This is a genomic window from Agrobacterium sp. GD03872 (assembly GCF_029840625.1).
Lineage (GTDB): Bacteria > Pseudomonadota > Alphaproteobacteria > Rhizobiales > Rhizobiaceae > Agrobacterium > Agrobacterium fabrum_A.
The window spans coordinates 648,120-669,714 of record NZ_JAOCCY010000001.1; the positions used below are offsets into that span (position 1 = coordinate 648,120).

18 protein-coding genes and 1 pseudogene are annotated in these 21,595 nt (G+C 60.3%); 6 read left to right on the top strand and 13 right to left on the bottom strand.

Annotated features, from left to right (window positions below; translation table 11 throughout):
- Window positions 1–196 precede the first annotated feature (196 nt).
- Window positions 197–1,633 (bottom strand): NAD-dependent succinate-semialdehyde dehydrogenase, encoded by a 1,437-nt coding sequence (locus N5D22_RS03185; protein WP_279655994.1) that lies wholly within the window; start codon window positions 1,631–1,633, stop codon window positions 197–199.
- Between the two features lie 619 nt (window positions 1,634–2,252).
- On the opposite strand from N5D22_RS03185, the gene N5D22_RS03190 reads away from it, so the two are divergent.
- From N5D22_RS03190 to N5D22_RS03205, 4 genes are all read left to right on the top strand, one after another.
- Complete coding sequence (locus N5D22_RS03190; protein ID WP_279655993.1) at window positions 2,253–2,759, top strand: molybdopterin-dependent oxidoreductase; 507 nt, start codon at window positions 2,253–2,255, stop codon at window positions 2,757–2,759.
- A gap of 10 nt (window positions 2,760–2,769) precedes the next feature.
- Complete coding sequence (locus N5D22_RS03195) at window positions 2,770–4,704, top strand: EAL domain-containing protein (RefSeq protein WP_279659033.1); 1,935 nt, start codon at window positions 2,770–2,772, stop codon at window positions 4,702–4,704.
- 163 nt (window positions 4,705–4,867) lie between these two features.
- A complete protein-coding gene (locus N5D22_RS03200; RefSeq protein ID WP_279655991.1) occupies window positions 4,868–5,563 on the top strand; it encodes an FkbM family methyltransferase in 696 nt (231 codons plus the stop codon).
- A 253-nt stretch (window positions 5,564–5,816) separates the two neighbouring features.
- A complete protein-coding gene (locus N5D22_RS03205; protein ID WP_279655990.1) occupies window positions 5,817–6,653 on the top strand; it encodes an alpha/beta hydrolase in 837 nt (278 codons plus the stop codon).
- 196 nt (window positions 6,654–6,849) lie between these two features.
- Here N5D22_RS03205 and N5D22_RS03210 read toward each other — a convergent pair whose 3' ends face one another.
- From N5D22_RS03210 to N5D22_RS03240, 8 genes and pseudogenes are all read right to left on the bottom strand, one after another.
- Window positions 6,850–8,232 (bottom strand): FGGY-family carbohydrate kinase, encoded by a 1,383-nt coding sequence (locus N5D22_RS03210; RefSeq protein WP_279655989.1) that lies wholly within the window; start codon window positions 8,230–8,232, stop codon window positions 6,850–6,852.
- On the bottom strand, window positions 8,229–8,552 hold the full coding sequence (gene rhaM / locus N5D22_RS03215) for an L-rhamnose mutarotase (RefSeq protein WP_279655988.1): 324 nt from the start codon (window positions 8,550–8,552) through the stop codon (window positions 8,229–8,231). The genes N5D22_RS03210 and rhaM overlap by 4 nt, the downstream gene beginning before the upstream one ends.
- A 3-nt stretch (window positions 8,553–8,555) precedes the next feature.
- Window positions 8,556–9,566 (bottom strand): ABC transporter permease, encoded by a 1,011-nt coding sequence (locus N5D22_RS03220; protein WP_080857388.1) that lies wholly within the window; start codon window positions 9,564–9,566, stop codon window positions 8,556–8,558.
- Entirely contained in the window at window positions 9,563–10,564 is a 1,002-nt protein-coding gene (locus N5D22_RS03225) for an ABC transporter permease (RefSeq protein WP_279655987.1), read from the bottom strand. Before N5D22_RS03225 ends, N5D22_RS03220 begins: the two co-directional genes overlap by 4 nt.
- Window positions 10,565–10,577: 13 nt before the next feature.
- A complete protein-coding gene (locus tag N5D22_RS03230) occupies window positions 10,578–12,113 on the bottom strand; it encodes a sugar ABC transporter ATP-binding protein (RefSeq protein WP_279655986.1) in 1,536 nt (511 codons plus the stop codon).
- A gap of 34 nt (window positions 12,114–12,147) precedes the next feature.
- Window positions 12,148–12,296 (bottom strand): annotated as a pseudogene (locus tag N5D22_RS27135) (riboflavin biosynthesis protein RibD); the annotation flags it as partial.
- Between the two features lie 27 nt (window positions 12,297–12,323).
- On the bottom strand, window positions 12,324–13,334 hold the full coding sequence (gene rhaS / locus N5D22_RS03235) for a rhamnose ABC transporter substrate-binding protein (RefSeq protein ID WP_279655985.1): 1,011 nt from the start codon (window positions 13,332–13,334) through the stop codon (window positions 12,324–12,326).
- A gap of 46 nt (window positions 13,335–13,380) precedes the next feature.
- Window positions 13,381–14,211 carry a DeoR/GlpR family DNA-binding transcription regulator gene (locus tag N5D22_RS03240; RefSeq protein WP_003522575.1) on the bottom strand — a complete coding sequence of 277 codons (831 nt, stop codon included), beginning with the start codon at window positions 14,209–14,211 and terminating at the stop codon, window positions 13,381–13,383.
- A gap of 200 nt (window positions 14,212–14,411) precedes the next feature.
- On the opposite strand from N5D22_RS03240, the gene N5D22_RS03245 reads away from it, so the two are divergent.
- Complete coding sequence (locus N5D22_RS03245; protein WP_279655984.1) at window positions 14,412–16,508, top strand: bifunctional rhamnulose-1-phosphate aldolase/short-chain dehydrogenase; 2,097 nt, start codon at window positions 14,412–14,414, stop codon at window positions 16,506–16,508.
- 49 nt (window positions 16,509–16,557) lie between these two features.
- The gene (gene rhaI, locus N5D22_RS03250) at window positions 16,558–17,850 is read left to right on the top strand and encodes an L-rhamnose catabolism isomerase (RefSeq protein WP_279655983.1); all 1,293 of its coding nucleotides are present in this window, start codon (window positions 16,558–16,560) and stop codon (window positions 17,848–17,850) included.
- 203 nt (window positions 17,851–18,053) lie between these two features.
- On the opposite strand, the gene panB is transcribed toward rhaI, so the two are convergent.
- The 4 genes from panB to N5D22_RS03270 form a co-directional block, all read right to left on the bottom strand.
- Window positions 18,054–18,890 carry a 3-methyl-2-oxobutanoate hydroxymethyltransferase gene (gene panB / locus N5D22_RS03255; protein ID WP_279655982.1) on the bottom strand — a complete coding sequence of 279 codons (837 nt, stop codon included), beginning with the start codon at window positions 18,888–18,890 and terminating at the stop codon, window positions 18,054–18,056.
- A complete protein-coding gene (panC, locus tag N5D22_RS03260) occupies window positions 18,887–19,765 on the bottom strand; it encodes a pantoate--beta-alanine ligase (RefSeq protein ID WP_279655981.1) in 879 nt (292 codons plus the stop codon). Before panC ends, panB begins: the two co-directional genes overlap by 4 nt.
- A gap of 136 nt (window positions 19,766–19,901) precedes the next feature.
- Window positions 19,902–20,678 carry an enoyl-CoA hydratase-related protein gene (locus N5D22_RS03265; protein WP_279655980.1) on the bottom strand — a complete coding sequence of 259 codons (777 nt, stop codon included), beginning with the start codon at window positions 20,676–20,678 and terminating at the stop codon, window positions 19,902–19,904.
- A complete protein-coding gene (locus N5D22_RS03270) occupies window positions 20,668–21,594 on the bottom strand; it encodes a hydroxymethylglutaryl-CoA lyase (protein WP_279655979.1) in 927 nt (308 codons plus the stop codon). Before N5D22_RS03270 ends, N5D22_RS03265 begins: the two co-directional genes overlap by 11 nt.
- Between the last annotated feature and the right edge of the window lies 1 nt (window position 21,595).

Below are 21,595 nucleotides of genomic sequence, written 5' to 3' on the forward strand. Positions count from 1 at the left end.
GCTATACGCAAGAAGGCTGAGCAAAGATCAGAGGTGAAAATGGATCGAGCGAGCGCGACTTTCGCCTTCTCCCCGAGGGGGAGAAGGTCGCGGCAGCGGGATGAGGGGGCAAGCGTAGCGATATGTGGAGAGCTTGCCCCCTCATCTGCCCTTTGGGCATCTTCTCCCCGGCGGGGAGAAGAAGTTTCTGTGCAACTCAGCTCATCTGGCTGACGAATTTGGTTTCCAGATAGGCCTGAACCGCTTCCGAGCCGCCTTCCGTGCCATAACCGGAATCCTTGATGCCGCCGAAGGGGACTTCCGGAAGCGCAAGGCCGTTGTGGTTGATGGTCAGCATGCCGGCCTCGACCTGCTGGCCGAGCGCATGAGCGGTCTTGACCGAACCGGTGAAGGCGTAGGATGCGAGGCCGAAGGGCAGGCGGTTCGCCTCGGTGACGGCGTCATCGAAGCTAGAGAAGCGGTTGATGATGGCGACCGGGCCGAAGGGCTCGTCATTCATGATCTTGGCGGTGGTCGGAACATTGGCGAGAACCGTCGGCTCGAAGAAATTGCCCTTGTTGCCGATGCGGCGGCCGCCGGTCTTCAATTCGCCGCCATGGGAAACGGCGTCGTTGATGAGGCCCTCAAGCGCCGGAATGCGGCGCTCATTGGCAAGCGGTCCCATGATGACGCCTTCTTCCAGACCGTTGCCGACCCTGACGGCCTTGGCGGCTTCCACGAAACCTTCAAGGAAGCGATCCGCCACAGCGTCCTGCACGAGGAAGCGGGTGGGAGCGACGCAGACCTGGCCGGCATTGCGGAACTTGGCAAGCGATGTCACTTCGATCGCCTTGTCGATATCGGCGTCGTTAAAGATCATCACCGGCGCATGGCCGCCGAGTTCCATCGTGGCGCGTTTCATGTGCTTGCCGGCCAGTGCGGCCAGATGTTTGCCGACGGGGGTGGAGCCGGTGAAGGAAATCTTGCGGATGACCGGATGCGGGATCAGATATTCCGAAATTTCCGACGGCACGCCATAAACCAGGCCGATGACGCCCGCCGGCACGCCGGCATCCACGAAGGCGCGAATGAGTTCGGCCGGGGACGCCGGGGTTTCTTCCGGCGCCTTGACGATGATGGAGCAGCCGGTGGCAAGCGCTGCGGAAAGCTTGCGGACGATCTGGTTGATCGGGAAATTCCACGGCGTGAACGCCGCGACGGGGCCGACCGGCAGCTTGATGGCAAGCTGCGAAACGCCGCTTGCGCGGGCCGGAATGACCTGGCCATAGGTGCGGCGTGCTTCTTCCGCGAACCAGTCGATGGTGTCGGCGGCGCCCATGACCTCGGTGCCCGCCTGCGCCAGCGGCTTGCCCTGTTCGCGGGTCATGATGTAGGCGATCCTGTCCTTGCGCTCGCGGAGAATATCGGCCGCCTTGCGCATGATCTTCGAGCGCTCGAAGGGCGAGGTATCGCGCCACACCTTGAAACCGCGCTCGGCGGCGGCAAGCGCCAGATCGAGGTCCTGCTTCTCGGCATGCGCAATCGCGCCGATGATCTCGTCGGTTGCCGGATCGGACACGGCGATCGTCTTGCCGGAAACGGCGTCGCGCCATTCGCCATCAATGAGAAGTTTGATGTCGGGATAGGTGTGCATAGGGGCTACCTTCATGATGCGGCCGATACGGCGAAATGCCATCTGGCCCGGGGACGTGAACAGAATTGTCCTGGCCGGACGATATCCGGCATCGCGGCTTTCGCTGCGCGGAACATGTGTCTGGATATTTCCGACAGGAGGTTTCTGGAGTTGCCGGAAACGGAAACGACAGCCTTTATATTAAGTCCCGGGCGGTATGTTTCAACCGTGCGTCCCGGCAAACGTCATGATTTTTCTGTGACGCGGAATTCGTCATTCGTCCTTACAGCCCGACATGGCGATGGATCGTCGCATGCCCGGCCGCCGCACGCGAATCAGGTGAGACTGCGCGGTGACCGAAAGGCTCTCGCCACAATTCGGCCTTTGTCACGCCTGACGAATTATCGGGAGGGGTCTTCCGGAGCTTGCCGCCTGCGTCATAACAGGGCGTCGCGTGTAAAAAGCTACAATAAGACGGAAAACTTATCCAAAGGGTTTACTCAAAACCTAGAGAAAATACGGATAAAATCTCAGTGAGGATATAACATCCATTCCTGATATATATTGCTAGCGTCGGTTCCCTTGACCTTCAAAGGTTGGCGAAAACCCTCGACCTGAACGTTATCGATGGAGAAAAATTATGAGTTTCGCCCGGGTACTTCTGAGTGCGTTCTTGTCGCTCGCGTGGCTTACCTGTGCCGAAGCCGGGACGATCGCCAAACCGCAAGGCAAACCGATATTAACCATATCCGGGAACATCACCAATACGAATGCCGATGGCGCCGCGCAATTTGATCGCGATATGCTGGAAGCTCTCGGCATGGATACGGTGGAGACGACGACGCCCTGGCACGATGGCCGTGTCCGCTTCGATGGTGTGTCGCTGGCAAAATTGATGGATATCGTCGGTGCAAAGGGCACCAGCGTCACGGCGGTCGCTCTCAACGATTATGTCAGCACGATACCGATCGAAGATTTTAAGAAATTTAACGTTATCCTCGCGATCAAGCTGGATGGCAATTACATGACAGTTCGCGAAAAAGGCCCGTTGTTTGTCATCTATCCCTATGACAGCGATCCGGAGCTGCAGAAGCAGACCTATTATTCGCGGTCCGCATGGCAAGTTGCCAAACTGATAGTGGAATAAAGGTGCCCGTTTGCGAAAACTTGTGGCGGTGATCATCTGTTGCTTCGTCCTGGCAACGGGCTATATCGCTTTCGTCATTGCCGAGCGGCAGACCGCTCTGCAGAAGTTCGCCCGCTACAATGATTCCTGGGCCGTCAGCCAGACTGTCGCGGAATATCTGCGTCTTCAGAACAAGCTGGCCGTGTTCGCGCTCAGTCCCAACAAGATCGACCGGGACGAGCTGCAATTGCGGCTGGACATCATGCTGAGCCGTCTTGAGCTGCTGAAGCAGGGTAATCTTGGCGCGTTCATCAACGAAAAACAGCAATGGCGGGATCTCGTAACCCACCTTGACGCTGTTCTGGTCCGTCTTGAGCAGCAGGTGAATACTCTCAATCCTGCCGATGTTCCGGATCTGCTTTCCGCGATGGGTGCGCTCGACGCGCCGATGACGACGCTCGCCTCGTCTTCCGTCGCTTATGACGTCAATCTGATCGATACGGCCCATGAGGATGTGCGCAAGCTGCATATCGTTTACACAGCGCTGGCCGGAGGCCTGATCCTGTGCGGTATCGCGCTTGTCATATTGCTGCTTCGCCAGAACGATCTCCTGAACCGCGCGCAGAAGAGCATGCGCGGCCTGACGGATGATCTGCGCGCCGCCACGCTGGAATTGCAGGCGAAGAATGTCCGGCTCGAGCATGACGCCTATCACGATGCGCTGACGGGACTGCCCAACCGCGCGCTGTTCAGGCAGGAATTGATCGAGAGGTTACGGCGATCCTTCGGCGGCACGGGAACGACGGCCATCCTTCTCCTCGATCTCGACGGGTTCAAGGATGTCAACGACACGCTCGGCCACGATGCGGGAGATGCGTTGCTTCAGGCCGTGGCGCAGCGGCTTTCGGCGATCGGCGGCGATTATGACATGGTCTGCCGTCTGGGCGGCGACGAATTCGCGGTCGTTTCCGACGATCTGAACGAAGACGCCGCCCGCCGCCTCGCCACCAAGCTCATCGACCAGATCAGCCGTACCTACCAGCTCGGTGAGCAGGAGGTCAAAATCGGCACCTGCATTGGCATCGCCATTTCGCATGGCGCCGTTGATGCGGACGAACTGTTCAAGCGTGCGGATCTGGCGCTTTACGAGGCGAAGGCCATCGGCCCCGGCCGTGCGAGCGTTTTCAAGGTGCGCATGCAGAAGCAGCTGACCGAGAAGAAGTCCTTCGAGGCTGACCTGCAGACGGCGTTGCAGAACGACGAGATGGAAGTCTATTACCAGCCGCAGGTGGCGACGCAGACACGCAAGCTCTGCGGCTTCGAGGCGCTGCTGCGCTGGAAACACCCCGTGCGCGGCGATGTGCCGCCCAGTGTGTTCATTCCCGTGGCGGAAAGAACCGGTCTCATCCATTCGCTTGGAAAATGGGTGATGGAGACCGCCTGCCGCGAAGCGATGGGCTGGGACGAGGATATGAAGGTGGCGGTCAATCTCTCGCCGGTTCAGTTCCACAGCACCACTCTCATCCAGAACGTCATGGGCGCGCTGGAGAAAAGCGGGCTGGAGCCGAGCCGGCTCGAGCTTGAAATCACCGAATCGATCCTGCTCAACAAGAGCGACCAGACGATCAACACGCTTTCACGCCTGAAGGCTGTCGGTATCCAGATCGCCATGGATGATTTCGGCACAGGTTATTCCTCGCTCGCCAATCTGCGTGGCGTGCCCTTCGACAAGATCAAGATCGACCGGTCGTTTCTGCGCGATATCACCAGCGACCGTGATGCGCTGGCGATCGTGGAATTCGTGGTCGGTGTCGGCCGCAGTCTGCGAATGACGACGATTGCGGAAGGTATCGAGACCGAGGAGCAATATGAATGCGTCAGGCGTCTGGGCTGCGATCAGGTTCAGGGATATCTGATCAGCAGACCCCTGCCGGCCAAGGAACTGGTGGCCTGGAGTTCCGTCTGAAACGAGCCCGCTTTCGCGACGGCGGCGATGCCCTGAATTTTTACCAAACCCATCATTCCCTGCGAAAAGCGATACCCGTTGCTGCGCCGATGCTGTAGAGCATTCCCGGTCGACGTCGGATCGTTCCGACAAGGCGGCCGGGTTTTGCGAAAAGGCTTGAGACATGGAAATACTGGACGTGCATGGAGTTGCCCTGCCTCTCTCTTCCGATGAGGTGTCGCCCGTCATCTGGCAGGCGCTGACCGACGGCAGCTATGAGGCGAAAGAGGCTCGCAGCGTCCTGAAAGCCATCAAGCCCGGCGATCGCGTGCTGGAACTCGGGTCCGGTATCGGCATCATCACCTCCATCATTGCCGGCATTGAGGATGTTTCCGTCTGGGCCTTCGAGGCCAACCCGTCCACCGCGGCGCTGGCGGAAAGGGTGATCAAGGCCAATTGCCGCGGCAATGTCGTGTTTTCACAGGGGCTTCTCACTGCCGACGCGCCAAGCTCCTATCCTTTTTACGTCCGCAGGGATCTCTGGATGTCGTCCATGGACGAAAATCAGGGCCCCTATGAAAAGCGCATCGAAATTTCCTCCGCCAATATCGATGAATTTATCGCCAGCCGGGGCATCACCGCGCTCGTGATGGATATCGAGGGTGCAGAACGCGATCTGCTCGGCAGGGCCGATCTGACCGGCGTGGAGCGGATATTCGTGGAGCTGCATGACCATCTTTACGGTCTTGCCGGGGTTCGCGATATCATGCAGGCGCTGACCGCCAAGGGATATGCCTATGATCCGCGCGGTTCACGCGGGCCCTGTGTGCTGTTCTCAAAGGATGACAGCCCGAGGGAATACGATCCCGAGGTAGACTGAGGCCGAGGTCGCGTCGAATTCACGGAACCGTCCGCCCTTCATCTCGTTCTCACACTTGCATGAGGGCGCGGAGCGGGCCGGTGCGCGTACCGGGATTGGTATGCGGATCGAGAAGATAATTTCATGGACGGCAATTCATTCTCAATTATTGTTGCAATTGCTGCAAGCGTTGTCCTGCGTCATCATCCCTCCATCAAACCGGCGCTAAACAGGCTGAACCGGAGATGCCAACGCAACCGAAGGAGTAACGATCATGGGCTTTGTTAAGACGACAGACGGAACCGAAATCTTCTACAAGGACTGGGGCCCGAAGGATGCTCAGCCGATCATGTTCCACCATGGCTGGCCGCTCTCGTCCGATGACTGGGATGCGCAGATGCTGTTCTTCGTTTCCAAGGGTTTTCGCGTCGTCGCCCATGACCGCCGCGGCCATGGCCGTTCCGCCCAGGTCGCCGACGGTCACGACATGGATCACTACGCCGCCGACGCCTTTGCCGTCGTTGAGGCTCTCGATCTGAAGAACGCCGTCCATATCGGCCATTCCACCGGCGGCGGCGAAGTCGCCCGCTATGTCGCAAAACATGGCGAACCCGCCGGCCGTGTCGCCAAGGCGGTTCTCGTTTCCGCCGTGCCGCCGCTGATGCTCAAGACCGAGGCCAATCCGGAAGGCCTGCCCATGGAGGTTTTTGACGGCTTCCGCTCGTCGCTTGCCGCAAACCGTGCGCAATTCTTCCGCGATGTCCCGGCCGGTCCGTTCTATGGCTTCAATCGCGATGGTGCGACCGCTCAGGAAGGCGTGATCCAGAACTGGTGGCGGCAGGGCATGATGGGCGGCGCAACGGCCCATTACGATGGCATCAAGGCCTTCTCGGAAACCGACCAGACCGAAGACCTGAAGAATATCAGTGTTCCGACACTGGTGCTGCATGGCGAAGACGACCAGATCGTGCCGATTGCCGACTCCGCGCTGAAATCGGTGAAGCTTTTGAAAAACGGCACGCTGAAGACCTATCCCGGCTTCTCGCACGGCATGTTGACGGTGAATGCCGATGTGCTGAACGCCGATCTTCTGGCCTTTATCAAGGCTTGATCTCTGGGCGAAAAGAAATACGGCCTAATGTTAGGCCGTATTTCGGGATTGGTCCACAACCTGTCCCGCATACGCAACGTCATCCTCGGACTTGACCCGAGGATCCACAGCCGCACGAAGAATGGATGCTCGGGCCAAGCCCGAGGATGACGTTGCGTGTGGGGAGACGGACAGAGGTACTTCCCGCATCATGTCATCAGACGAGTTTTGCCTTCCAAGCCTTGCGATAAGAACCAAGTCCGTCAATGACGCCCGGGGCAAAATGACGCTCGCGGCCTCCTGGCGGCCTGGTGCCGGTAAGGAGCGCGGCACCGGCGCTGGTGCCGGTGGAACCGCTGACTGCGATCACTTCCGTATCGGCAAAACCCGCTAACGCTTTGAGATAAAGGGCGTTGCTGGCGAAGGGGCCTTCAACGAGCACTGGGCCTTTCCGCCCGATAAGCGAAAGACTGAACTCCGTCATCAGGGCAAGATAAAGCGCCGCCGCCGCGTGCCGCTCCGCGACAGTGGCATTGTCGTCGCCTATCCAGCACGCTGTTTTATCGGAGAAGGGGCCGGAGCCGCTGACAATGCTGGGCAACAGCATCATGCCTTTGGCAGTCACGCTTTTGAGCGAGGCCTCGATTGCCTCCTCCGGGGCATGCCCGAATTGCTGCGTCAGCATTTCATATTCCCTGCCGCCCATGAAGCGGGACGAGGGAACGGGACGGCCGAAAGCATCGACATTCAGGAGTGTATCGCGGGTGGGATCGAGCGCGCCCGCCGCGCCGCCGATGGCGAAATTCACCACCCAGGTGCCGGTGGAGACGACCGAAAAATCACCGTCCCGGCGCAGAAGATGCGGCAGGAGGGATGCGTTGGAATCGTGGATGCCACAATAGACCGGCATATGCGGGGAGAGACCGGTTTCCAGCGCCAGCGACGGGCGGATTGTTCCCAGCACATCGAAAGCGGAGCGGACCGGCGCCATCAAATGTTCGATGCCGAGACGCGCGACGAGCGAGGAGAAACTTTTCCGGCGTGGGTTCCAGAGATCGGTATGGCAGCCGAGCGAGGTCGTTTCCGTGGCCAGAATGCCCGTCAGCCGCCCCGCCCAATATTGCGCATAGGTGACGATGCTGCGCACTCTGGAGAAATCGTCTGGAAAGGCCGTTTTCTGGAAATGGATTTGTGCACCGAGGTTCAGCCCGACGGGAAGCTGCGGTGAGCCGGTCTCGGCAAAATCGGGCCTGATGCCGCGATAGGCTTCTTCAATGGCTGCGGGATAGCCGTGTTCATAATCGAGCACCGGCATGGCGAGATCGCCGTTCCCATCGAGAAGTGCTGCCGAAGCGCCATGGGTGGTGATGGAAATCGCATCGAAACCCGGCTTCTGGCCGAAACGCTGAAGCGCGGAGAGAATGAAGCGCCAGAGCATTTCCACATCGTAATGCGGATAAATTCCATCGCGAAGGACGGGGTTTGCCTGTTTCTCGCCGACAATCTCCTCACCGCTGCCGGTGTCGATGACAACGACCTTGGCATTGGTCTTGCCGATATCGATGACTGCGACACGGCCCGCTCTGATGCTCTCGCTCATGGCAGATGGAACACCGTCAAAAGATCTTTTGCGACCGGCGAATTATCGGCATTGCTCTCCATGATATCGGCCATATGCGCCCACCACTTCTTCATCACGGGATGGTCGGGCAAGGCCGCCATGCCGTGGTTCTTCGGGCGCGTCAGCACGCCGAACAGGATGTTGGTTTCCGGGTCGAGATGGATGGAGTAATCACTCACACCCGCCTCGTGCAGCAGCGCCACCAGTTCGGGCCATATCTCGTCATGGCGCTTTTTATATTCGGCCTCTTTTCCGGCAAAGAGTTTCATCTTGAAGGCGTGTTTTTCAAGTTCCGGCATGGCTTAACTTCTCATGGCCCGAAGGCGACGGACAACGATGGGAATGGCGATGGTGACGATGAGCAGCAGACCGACAAAGATCGACATGACGATGCCTGGCACATTCAGCAACCCAAGCCCGAAGGTGACGAGGCCCATGACGAAGGCGGCGATGACAACGCCAGCGATGGTGCCGGAGCCGCCGAGGATGGAGACACCGCCCAGCACCACCATGGTCACCACCTCAAGCTCCCACCCTTGAGCGATGGACGGGCGCGTGGAGCCCAACCGCGAGGTGAGGCAGACTGCGGCGATGCCGCTCATCAGGCCAGTGAGCAGGAAGAGGATGAACTTCACCCGCTCGACGGGTATGCCGGAGAAACGGGCGGCGAAGGGGTTGTTGCCGATCACATAGACCTGCCGGCCGAAATTGGTGGCGTGCAGCAGAATGGCAAAGAGGATGGCCATGGCGATGAACAGCACGAATTCGAAAGAAATCACCCAGAAAACGTAACCCTGACCGAAATAGGCAAAATCGGCGGGATATTTGCCATAGGCCTGATCGCCCAGCACCATGTAGGAAATGCCGCGAAACAGGCTCATCGTGCCGATGGTGACGACGATGGATGGCAGCTTCAGCCCTGCGACCAGAAAACCGTTGAAGGCCCCGCACAAAAGACCGGTGCCGATGCCGATGGCGACGAGGCCGGGCGTGCCGACCCCCATCTGCACTGCCGCACCCATGGCGGTGGAGGCGAGCGCGATGATGGCGGCGACGGAAAGATCGATTTCACCGGCGATGATCAGCAGCGCCATGGCGAAGGCGATGATCGCCTTTTCCGTGAAATTGAAGGTCGCATCCGACAGGTTCCACGCATTGAGGAAATAGGGCGAGGCCAGCGAATTGGCGATGAAGATGAGGATCGCAACGCCAAGCAGCAGCACTTCCCAGCTGGCCATGATGCGGCGTATCGGCGTGCCGAGCTTGTCTGGAATGATGCGCGGATTCTGTGCTGGTTGAGGCGTCGTGCTCATGCTGCGGCCTCCCTGGCCTGATCGCTTGCTGCGCGGTCGCGCAGGATGATGCGGCCTTTTCGAGCTTCGGCGCGGGCGTTGAAGACGACGGCGAGTACGATCACCACACCGGAAATCGCCATCTGCGCGAAGGGCGAAATGCCGATGACGGGCAGGGCGTTCTTGATGACGCCGAGGAACAGCGCGCCGAGCACCGCACCCGCCACCGAGCCGATGCCGCCGGCAATCGAGATGCCGCCGATCACATTCGCCGCCACGCTGTCCAGCTCGAAACCGGCGGCGATATCGACATAGGCAACCGCATAACGCGATACCCAGAGATAGCTGGCGAGACCGGCGAGTGCGCCCGAGAGTACGAAGGCGAAGAAGCGCGTGCGGCCGACATCGATGCCCGCATAGACGGCGGCACTCGGATTACCGCCCGACGCATAGGCCGAACGGCCGAAGGAGGTACGGCTGAGCACCAGCCAGGCGCCGGCGATGATGAGGACCGCCACCCATGAAAGTACGGGCATGCCGAGGATCATGGTGCGCGGCACGTTGAGGAAGGTGGGGGAAAGCTGGTGCGCATTCACCCAGCCGCCGCCCGAAAGCACAAAAGCCATGCCGCGATAGATGGTGAGCGTGCCAAGCGTGACGACGATGGGCGGAATGCCGAGCCACCAGACCAGCACGCCGTTGAGCGAGCCGAGAAATGCGCCGATGCCGACCGCCATGACGATGAGAAGCGGTAGAGGAATACCCGGAAAGGCGGCGTTGGTCATCGCCACCGCCATGCCGGTAAAGGCGAGATTGGCGGCAACCGAAAGATCGATGGATTTGGTGAGAATGACCGCCATCTGGCCAAGCGCCAGAATGATGAGGATGGAGGTGTCATTGAAGATATTGACGAGATTGCCGGGCCGGCTGAAACCGGGCGCGCGCAGCGCAAAACCGGCGATCATGACGATGATGATGCCCGCCAGCAGCCATTCGCGATTTTTAAGTAGACGTTGCATGTGGTTGCCCCTCTCAGGCATTGCCGGTGGCGGCGCGCACCAGCTTTTCCGGAGAAAAATCGGCGCGTTCGAACTGGCCCGCCATCAGGCCTTCGCGCATGACGATGGCGCGGTCGGACATGCCGAGGATTTCGGGAAGTTCGGATGAAATCATGATGATGGAAAGCCCCTCGGCGGCAAGCTCGCTGATGAAACCGTGCACGGCGGCCTTGGAGCCGATATCGATACCCTTGGTGGGTTCATCGAGAATGATGACCTTGGGCTGGGTGGCGAGCCACTTGCCGATCACCACCTTCTGCTGGTTGCCGCCCGAAAGCGTGCCGACCGGCACCGAAAGGGCGGCCGCGCGCAGATCGAGCCGCGAGGCATATTTGCGCGCCAGCGCAAATTCATTGGCGGCGGTCAGAAACCCCTTGCGCGAGGTGCGTGTAAGCGAAGGCAGCGACATGTTCTGGTAGATCGGCATGTCGAGCGCCAGCCCGTGGCGGCCGCGCTCTTCCGGCACATAAACGATACCGGCGCGGATCGCGTCTTCCGGTGAACGGATGGAAAGCGGCTGGCCTTCCAGCGATACCTGTCCTGAAGCCGGCCTGGTAATGCCGAACAGCGACTGGCAAAGCTCGGAGCGCCCCGCGCCGATCAGCCCGTAAAGGCCGAGAATCTCGCCCTTGCGCAGTTCGAGCGAAATATCGCGGAATTCCGTCTGATGCGAATAGTCGCGGACCGACAAAACCGTTGGGCCGAGTGTGACCGCCTGCTTGGGGAAGGCGTTCGTCACGTCGCGACCGACCATCAGGCGCACGATCTCATCCTGTGGCGTGGTGGCGAGTGTGCCGGCTCCGACCATTTTCCCGTCGCGGAACACGGCGTAATTCTCCGCGATTTCATAGACTTCATCGAACTTGTGGCTGATGAACAGGATCGCCTTGCCCTGCCGCTTCAGGTTCTCGACGATGCGGAAGAGATCATCGATTTCCTTGCGGGAAAGGGCGGCCGTTGGTTCGTCCATGATGACGATGCGCGCCTCGACCGACAGCGCGCGGGCGATGGCGACGAGATGGCGCTGGGCAATGGACAGGTCCTTCAGCCGGATCGTCGGATCGATGGTGCTTTCGAGCTGTTCCAGCAGGGTTCTGGCGCGCGTGTTGATGGTCTTCCAGTCGATCAGGCCGAAACGGCCCTTCGGCGCATGGCCGAGGAAGATGTTTTCACCGACGGAGAGTTCGTCGAACAGCACGGTTTCCTGATGAATGGCGGTGACGCCGGCATCGATGGCGTCCTGTGCGCTGTGAAAATGGACAGGCTGGCCATCGAGAAGGATTTCGCCCTCGTTCGGCCGGTAAATGCCGGTGAGGATTTTGACGAGCGTGGATTTGCCCGCACCGTTCTCCCCGATCAGCGCGGTGACCTTGCCGGGATAAAGCGCGATATCGACGCCATCCAGCGCTTTGACGCCGGGGAATATCTGGCTGATGCCGCGCATTTCGAGAATGGGCGTGGCGCTGGAAGTCGCTGGGATGTCTATGGTTTGGGTTTCAGCACGCATCATCAGGTATTACCGGTCAGTTTTGAGTGAAGCGGCGAGGGGCACCCCCCTCTGCCCTGCCGGGCATCTCCCCCTCAAGGGGGGAGATCGGCAAGCGGATAGCACCCTGCCTTATGGATCGAGCGGGTGCGGCATATCGATCTCCCCCCTTGAGGGGGAGATGCCCGGCAGGGCAGAGGGGGGTAGCCTCCGCACCGCCGGATATTATCAAGATCAAAATATCTTCGAGAACTGATCGATATTCTTCGCATCATAAACAAACGGATCGGCCATCGCCGCTTCGCTGTTTTCGCCAACCTTGATCTTGCCCATGCGGCCCGCCTCGATTTCCGAGCCCGGCTTGCCATCGGTTTCGCCCTTCACCAGGCGGTAGGCGATCTGGGTGGCGGAATAGCCGAGGTCGATCGGGTTCCAGATGGCGAATTCCTTGGTGGCGCCCGACTTGATGGCGCCGGCCATTTCAGACGGCAGGCCAAGGCCGGTCACATAGACCTGACCGATCTTGCCCGCATCCTTCACGGCCTGAGAGGCGGCGAGAACGCCAACCGTCGTCGGCGCGACGATGACCTTCACATTAGGCTGCGAGGAGAGCAGGCCCTGCGCTTCGCGGTAGCTCTTGTCGGCAAGGTCGTCGCCGTAAACCGTGGTGACGAGGTTGAGGCCGGGGAAATCCTTCAGCTGCTTTTTCATCTCGTCGATCCAGATATTCTGGTTCGTGGAGGTGGTGGTGGCCGAAAGAATGGCGAAATCGCCCTTGCCGCCTTCCAGATGCGATGCCGCAAGCTGCAGGCACATCTTGCCGATCAGCGCGTTGGACGAGGGGTTGAGCTGAAGAATGCGGCCTTCCGGCGCCACGCCGGAATCCCAGGAGATGACCTTGATGCCGCGCTGGGCCGCCTTTTTCAGTGCGGGAACCACGGCGTCCGGGTCATTGGCGGAAATGGCGATGGCGTCGACGCCCTGCGCGATCAGCGAATTGATGACTTCGATCTGGCCTTCCGCCGTGGTGCTGGTCGGGCCGGTATAGATGATCTCGACGCCGCCGAGGTCCTTTGCGGCCTCCTGCGCGCCCTTGTTCGCGGCTTCGAAAAAGCCGTTGCCGAGCGATTTGACCACGAGTGCGATCTTCACATCGGCGGCCTGGGCAACGCTGCCCAGCCCTGCGACGGAGAGCGCCGCGCCAAGCGCGAGAGCGCTCGTCAATTTTCTGCGTGTAAGTTTCATGTCCCTTTTCCTCCCGTTTTGAACCTTTTCCTCCCTCCGGTGCTCCTCAGGCGACCGAAGAAGAATCCTCTTCATCCGGCGGGGCGGCTGTCTTGCCATCCCTCACCGCGCCGACGACCAGCAATTCGACGCCGGCATCTTCCACCATCCTCGCCGCCTCATCGGAAATCCCGTCATCGGTGATGATGGTCGAGACATTTTCGAGCGGACATAAAATGAGGCTGGATCGCTTTCTGAATTTCGAAGAATCGACCATCACGATCAGCTCTTCCGCCTGCCGCATCAGCTTCTGCTCGCTCTGGATAACCAGTGCGTCGGATTCCATGATGCCGAGTGCGCCCACGCCTTGCGCACCGAGAAAAATACGCCGCGCATAAAAATTGCGGATCGCATCATTCTCGAAAGGCGAGAGGATAAGGCTCTGATCCCGATAGATCGCGCCGCCCGGAACGCTGACATTGCATTTGGAATGCTTGACCAGATGCTCGGCAATGGCGAAAGAATTGGTCATCACCTGCAGGCGGCGCGCCGCCATGTAGTGCACCATCTGGAATGTCGTCGTGCCGCCATTCAGGATGATCGCGTCGCCATCGTTGCAGAGATCGACCGCCTTGCGCGCAATTGCGCGTTTCTTGTCGATATTGACCGATTCGGACACCCGGAACGGCCGGGCGGCCAGATTGCCGAGCTGCGGCGGATGCACCGCTTCGGCCCCGCCGCGCACGCGGCGCAATTTTCCCTGAACATGCAGGGACGCGATATCCCGGCGGATCGTCGCTTCCGACGCATCCGTCAGTTCGGCAATATCCTGCACCGTCACGACAGCTTTTTCCTGCGTGGCGCTCAAGATGATGCGATGGCGTTCGCGTTCGTGCATGGGGTCCTCCTGATTGTGATTATTCGCAATCTCTTTACGTTGTCAATCAAGAACGATCAAATTAATCAATATCGCGCTGCAACATGAAAATTTATGATCGTTTTTGATTGACATTATGCTTTTGGATGCGCGATATCTGCGATCAAAGGAGGCGGGCCGGTATCGGCTCCGCGAATGCAGACAGATATTGGGAGGAAGACATGACGGGAAAATCCCGCCTTCTCGAAAGCCGTTGGGACGATGCCTATGCCAGAACGCTCGATGAGCCGGGCAAGCTGCTTTATCGCTCCAATCTGCTCGGTGCCGACAAGCGCATCACCAATTATGGCGGTGGAAACACATCTGCAAAGGTGCTTGAGGCCGACCCGTTGACGGGCGAGAAGGTCCGCGTCATGTGGGTGAAGGGCTCCGGCGGCGATGTCGGCACCATCAAGCTCGATGGTTTTGCAACGCTTTATCTCGACAAGCTGGAAGCGCTGAAGGGCATCTACAAGGGTGTTGAAGATGAGGACCGCATGGTCGGCTTCCTGCCGCATTGCACCTTCAACCTCAATCCGCGCGCGGCTTCCATCGATACGCCGCTGCACGGTTTCGTGTCTTACGATCATGTTGACCACATGCATCCGGACGCGATCATCGCCATCGCCGCCTCGAAGAATTCGAAAGAGCTGACGCAGCAGATTTTCGGTGACGATATCGGCTGGCTACCCTGGCGTCGCCCCGGTTTCCAGCTCGGTCTCGATCTCGAAGCTTTCGTCAAAGCCAACCCGAAGGCCAAGGGCGTCGTGCTGGAAAGCCACGGCCTGTTCACCTGGGATAATGACGCCAAGGCGTGTTACGAGCTGACGCTCGCCATCATCAACAAGGCGATCGAATGGTTTGCGGCCAAGACCGAAGGCAGGACGATTTTTGGCGGTGCGGTGGCGAAGAGCCTGCCCCTTGCGGAACGCCGCGCCATCGCCGCCCGGTTGATGCCGGAAATCCGTGGCCGCGTCGGCCGCGAGGAACGCAAGCTTGGCCATTTCGACGATCAGGACGCGGTTCTCGAATTCGTCAACTCGAAGGACCTGAAGCCGCTGGGTGCGCTCGGCACATCCTGCCCTGACCATTTCCTGCGCACCAAAATCCGCCCGCTGATCCTCGATCTCGATACGGCCAATCCCGATGTGGATGCGCTGACGGCCGGTCTCGACAAGGCGCTGGAGGCTTACCGCGCCGATTATACCCGCTACTATGAAGCCTGCCGCCACGACAATTCACCAAAGATGCGCGATCCGAATCCGGTGATTTTCCTGATCCCCGGCGTTGGCATGTTGTCTTTCGCCAAGGACAAGGCCACCGCCCGCATCGCCGGCGAATTTTACGTCAACGCCATCAACGTCATGCGTGGTGCTTCCACCGTGTCCGAATATCAGGGCCTGCCGGAGCAGGAAGCCTTCGATATCGAATATTGGCTGCTGGAAGAGGCAAAGCTTCAGCGCATGCCGAAGCCGAAGAGCCTTGCCGGCCGTGTGGCATTCGTCACCGGCGGTGCTGGCGGTATCGGCCGGGCGACGGCGGAAAGACTGGCGGGCGAGGGCGCCTGCGTTGTGCTGGCTGATATTGACGAAGCGGCGCTGGAAGCCGCCAAGGACGATTTCGTCAAGCGCTACAGCGCTGACGCGGTGCGCAGCGTGAAGCTGGATGTGACGAAAGAGGATGCCGTCATCGCGGCCTTCGCGGAAGCGAGCGTCGAATTCGGCGGTGTGGATATCCTCGTCTCCAATGCCGGCATCGCTTCCTCCGCGCCGGTGGAAGATACGACGCTTGCCATGTGGAACAAGAATATCGACATTCTCGCCACCGGCTATTTCCTCGTTTCGCGGGAAGCGTTTCGGCTGCTGCGGCGTCAGAATCTCGGCGGCAACGTGGTGTTCGTCGCCTCGAAAAATGGTCTCGCTTCTTCGCCCAATGCATCCGCCTATTGCACGGCGAAGGCTGCGGAAATTCATCTCGCCCGTTGCCTCGCGCTTGAAGGGGCGGAAGCGGGCATTCGTGTCAATACCGTCAATCCCGATGCCGTGCTGCGCGGTTCGAAAATCTGGACTGGTGAATGGCGCGAACAGCGCGCGGCCTCTTCCAAGATCGAGGTGACCGATCTGGAGGAACATTACCGCAAGCGCTCGATGCTGAAGCTCAATGTCTTCCCGGAAGATATCGCCGAGGCGATCTACTTCCTAGCGTCCGACGCCTCCGCCAAGTCGACCGGCAACATCATCAATGTCGATGCCGGTAATGCGCAGAGTTTTACGCGATAATATGGGACGGTAACAGGCGGCTCACGCCGCGTTGACCGGGGAGGAAAAAATGACCGAGACAAAAATCGCCGCCGATGTGATCGCGGCGGAAAACGACAAGCGTGCTGCTGCGCTGAAGGATGATTATCAGGCGCTGGGCAACCAGCTTGCGCGACGCAATATCGATATCGAGGCCGTCACGGCCAAGGTCGCGGAATTTTTCGTCGCGGTACCGTCCTGGGGCGTTGGCACCGGCGGCACCCGCTTTGCCCGTTTTCCCGGCACGGGCGAGCCGCGTGGTATTTTCGACAAGCTGGATGATTGCGCCGTCATCAACCAGCTGACACGCGCCACACCGAATGTTTCCCTGCATATTCCGTGGGACAGGCAAGACCCGAAGCGATTGAAAGCCCATGCCGATGCGCTGGGTCTCGGCTTCGACGCCATGAACTCCAACACGTTTTCGGATGCGCCCGGCCAGAGCCATTCCTACAAATACGGTTCGCTCAGCCACACGGATGCCGCCACGCGCCGACAGGCGGTCGAGCATAACATCGAATGTATCGAGATCGGCAATGCCATCGGCTCAAAAGCGCTGACGGTATGGGTGGGCGATGGTTCGAACTTTCCCGGCCAGAGCAATTTCACCAGAAGTTTCGAGCGCTATCTTGCCGCCATGGCCGATATCTACAAGGCGCTGCCGGATGACTGGCGCATCTTTTCCGAACACAAGATGTACGAGCCGGCCTTCTATTCCACGGTCGTGCAGGACTGGGGCACCAATTACCTCATCGCCAATACGCTCGGCGAAAAGGCCCTCTGCCTCGTCGATCTCGGCCATCATGCGCCGAACACCAATATCGAGATGATCGTCGCCCGGCTCATCCAGTTCGGCAAGCTCGGCGGTTTCCATTTCAACGATTCGAAATATGGCGATGACGATCTGGATGCCGGTTCAATCGAGCCATACCGCCTGTTCCTCGTTTTCAACGAGCTGGTGGATGCCGAATATCGCGGCGTGAAGGGTTTCCATCCCGCCCATATGATCGACCAGTCGCACAATGTGACGGACCCGATCGAAAGTCTGATCTCCAGCGCCAACGAAATCCGCCGCGCCTATGCGCAGGCGCTGCTGGTGGATCGCGCGGCTCTCGACGGTTACCAGCAGGATAATGATGCGCTGATGGCTTCCGATATGCTGAAGCGGGCCTATCGCACCGATGTTGAACCGATTCTTGCTCAGGCGCGGCAATTGGCGGGCGGCGCTATCGATCCCATTGCGGCCTATCGGGCAAGCGGTTACCGCAAGCGTGTCGCGGCGGAACGGCCGGCTTCGATCGGCGGCAGCGGCGGTATTGTGTAGTCATTCGATTCGCTGGTGTAAAGACTGCGATCAGTCCGTGCAGGCGGCTAACAGTTAACTGCCTTTCCTCAACCCCTCCGCCGTCATCCTCGGGCTTGACCCGAGGATCCATGGTGCGTCGGGTTCTGGATCCTCGGGTCAAGCCCGAGGATGACGTTGAGTTTTAGGGCAAGTCTTGCCATCAGCATGCCGCCCAAGCATCACTACCCCCTAACGGGGTGCTTGCGCACCTGAAACGTATGCTCAGGCCCCGGAAAAGCCCCCGAGCGAACCTCATCGGCATAGGCCGCCGCTGCTTCCGAGACCGTCGGGCCAAGATCGGCGAAACGCTTGACGAATTTCGGTTTAAAGTCGGTGAAAAGGCCAAGCATGTCGTCGGAAACGAGCACCTGCCCATCGCAGGCCGGCGATGCGCCGATGCCGACGGTGGGTGCGGCGAGTTTTTCGGTCAGCTCGCGGGCCAGCGGCTCCACCGTGCCCTCCACGACAATCGCGAAGGCGCCCGCCTGATCGACGGCAATCGCATCCCGCCAGATTTTCTGCGTTTCCGCATCCGAATGACCGAGCGAGCGGAAGCCGCCGGCGGTGTGAACCAGCTGCGGCATCAGGCCGACATGGCCGAAAACGGGAATGCCGCGGGCAACGAGAAACGCGACGGTCTCGGCCATCTCCTCGCCGCCCTCCAGTTTCACGCCATCGCAGCCGGTTTCCTGCATCAGCCGCACGGCGTTGCGGAAGGCCTGCTCCTTCGATTCCTGGTAGGTTCCGAAAGGAAGATCGACGATCACGCAGGCATGTTCCACGCCGCGCATGACGGCGCGGCCATGGGCGATCATCATGTCCAGCGTGACGCTGACCGTCGTCTCCATGCCGTAAAGCACCATGCCGAGCGAGTCGCCGACCAGCAAAAGATCGCAATGCGGATCGAGCAGGCGGGCAATCGGTGTCGTATAGGCGGTGAGGCAGACGATGCGGGCCTCGCCTTTCATCTGCCGGATGGAGGCTGTCGTCAGCCGCTTGTGTTTTGCGTGGGTGCTCATTGGGCAGCCTCCCTTTTTTCGCTCCTGCCGCGGCCGATGACGCGGTTATCGAGAAGCCGTGTGCTGCCGATGCGTACGAACAGCGCCACCAATACCGGCCCGGACTGCACGGAGGTGACGGGCGCCAGCGTATCGGGATCGCGTATAGCAACCACCTCCGGCGACGCCAGCGGTTCGGCGGCGATGAGTTTTTCGAGCGCGGCTTCGAAGGCCGCCGGGTCGTCGAGACCTTCATTATAGAGCCGTTCGGCCTCGTCCAGCGCGCGCGGCACGATCACGGCGGCGGCGCGTTGCTCGGGGTTCAGATAGACGTTGCGCGAGGAGCAGGCGAGACCATCCGCTTCCCGCACGGTGGCGACAGGCACCACGCGTACCGGTTGCGCAAGATCCTCGACCATTCGACGGATCAGCGTCACCTGCTGATAGTCCTTTTCGCCGAAATAGGCGGCGTCCGGCTGGACGAGATTAAAAAGCTTGGTCACCACGGTCGTAACCCCGGCGAAATGACCCGGCCGTACCGCGCCTTCCAGCTGGCTGCCCAGTTCCGGCACATCCACGATGGTCGACATGGGGCGCGGATACATCTCGGCAACCTCGGGCGCGAACAGAATGTCGACGCCCGCCTCTTCCAGAAGCGTGCTGTCGCGGGCGAGATCGCGGGGGTAGCGCGCGAGATCTTCATTTGCGCCGAATTGCAGCGGGTTGACGAAGATGGAAACCACCGTGACGTCGTTTTCCGCCTTGGCTTTGGCAACCAGCGTCAGATGGCCGATATGGAGAAACCCCATGGTCGGCACGAAGCCGACAGTCTTGCCTTCGCGGCGAAAGGCGGCAATCGCATCCCGCAATTCGGCGACGGTTTTTACAAGGCGCATAAAGTCTCCTCCGGCTTCCCGACCGCACTGCGGCGAAAGGTGCTGGATAGAACGCGATTTGTTGAACGGGGTCAACGCGGTGGCGGGCATTATATCGATTAACAGCGGGGACGGCCTTCGATCTCCGCCACCGGTCTCAGGGCGGGTCATTCCAGCGCGGCGGGCGTTTTTCAGCGAAGGCCAGCCGCCCCTCCCGTGCCTCGTCGCCGCCGCTGACGGCCGCGATAACGCCTTCGGCAAAGCCGAGACGTTCGGGAGCGGGCATCTCGCGCATCGCCAGCAGGGCCGCCTTTCCAGCCGCGATGGCGCCCGGTGCATTCTGGCGCAGCCTTGCAAGAACATCCTCGATCAAAGTATCCAGTTCGGCCACCGGCACGGTTCGGTTTATGAGGCCGAGCCCCGTCGCTTCTGCGGCGCTGAGAGGCTGGCCGAGATAGGCCATTTCCTGAAGCCCGCCCAGGGATATTTTCGTCAGAAGCTTTGCCGCCACCATGGCCGGGAAAAGTCCGACGCGCACTTCCGGCAGGCCGAATTCCGCATGATCGGCGGCATAGGCAAGGTCGCAGGCGGCGACAAGGCCAACCCCACCGGCCAGAACCCGTCCGTTGATGCGGGCAATAACGGGTTTGTCGCAGCTCTCGATGGCGCGCATCACGTTGGCAATGGGGTTCGTTCCCTCTCGAGAGAGGAACATGCCGCCGGCGCTTTCTTTCAGGTCGGCCCCGGAGCAGAAGCTGCGCTCTCCCGCCGCCGTTATCACCACGGCGCGCAGGGCGCGGTCGCCGGAGGCGGTTCTGATCGCATCCGTAAGCGCATCCGTCATTGCCGCATTAAGGGCATTGTGAACCTCAGGCCGGTTGAGCGTCAGCCACAGAACGTCCTTGCGCGTCTCGCGCAACAATTCATTCACCATGCGGGTCGCTCTCCTGTCTTGCGGCAAGCAGGGCCTTGCCGGCGCGTGCCGCATTCGGCCTGCCGAGATGCCGGCTGATCCAGTCGCCAGTCTTCGCCACGGCCGTCAGGTCGATACCGGTTTCGACGCCAAGTCCATTCAACAGATAAACGACATCTTCGGTGGCGACATTGCCGCTCGCGCCTGGCGCAAAGGGGCAACCGCCCAGCCCGGCCACGGAGCTGTCGAAGACGGTGATGCCTTCCTGAAGCGAGGCCAGCACATTGGCGACACCCTGCCCATAGGTGTCGTGGAAATGCATGGCGAGTTTCTCATGCGGGATGCGGGCCGATACGCCTTTGATGACCTTGCGAATCTGGCCGGCCGTGCCGACACCGATGGTATCGCCGAGCGAGATTTCATAGCACCCAAGCGCGACAAGCGCCTCGGCCATCGCCGCCGCCTCATCGGGCGCGACCGCACCGTCATAGGGGCAGCCGGCAATGCAGGAGACATAGCCGCGCATGCGGATATTGCCGCTGGCCGCCGCCTCTGCGACATCGCGCAGGCGCTCCAGGCTTTCCGCCCGCGAGCAGCCGATATTGTGCGTGCTGAAGCCTTCGGAGGCGGACACGAACACCGCGATTTCCGTCACGCCGGCATTGAGGGCGGCCTCGAAACCTTTCATATTGGGCACCAGCGCCGGATAGGCCGTACCGGGTCGTCGCCTCAGGCCCTGAAACACCTCCGTTGAGCCAGCCATTTGCGGAACCTTCCTGGGCGACACAAAAGCGCCCGCCTCGACCGCCGGCAATCCGGCTGCGGCGAGCCGTTCGATGAGTTCGATCTTGATGGCGGTGGAAACTTCGGTGCTTTCATTCTGCAGGCCGTCGCGCGCGCCAACCTCGACAAGCCTTACAGTTCGTGGCCAGTCCATC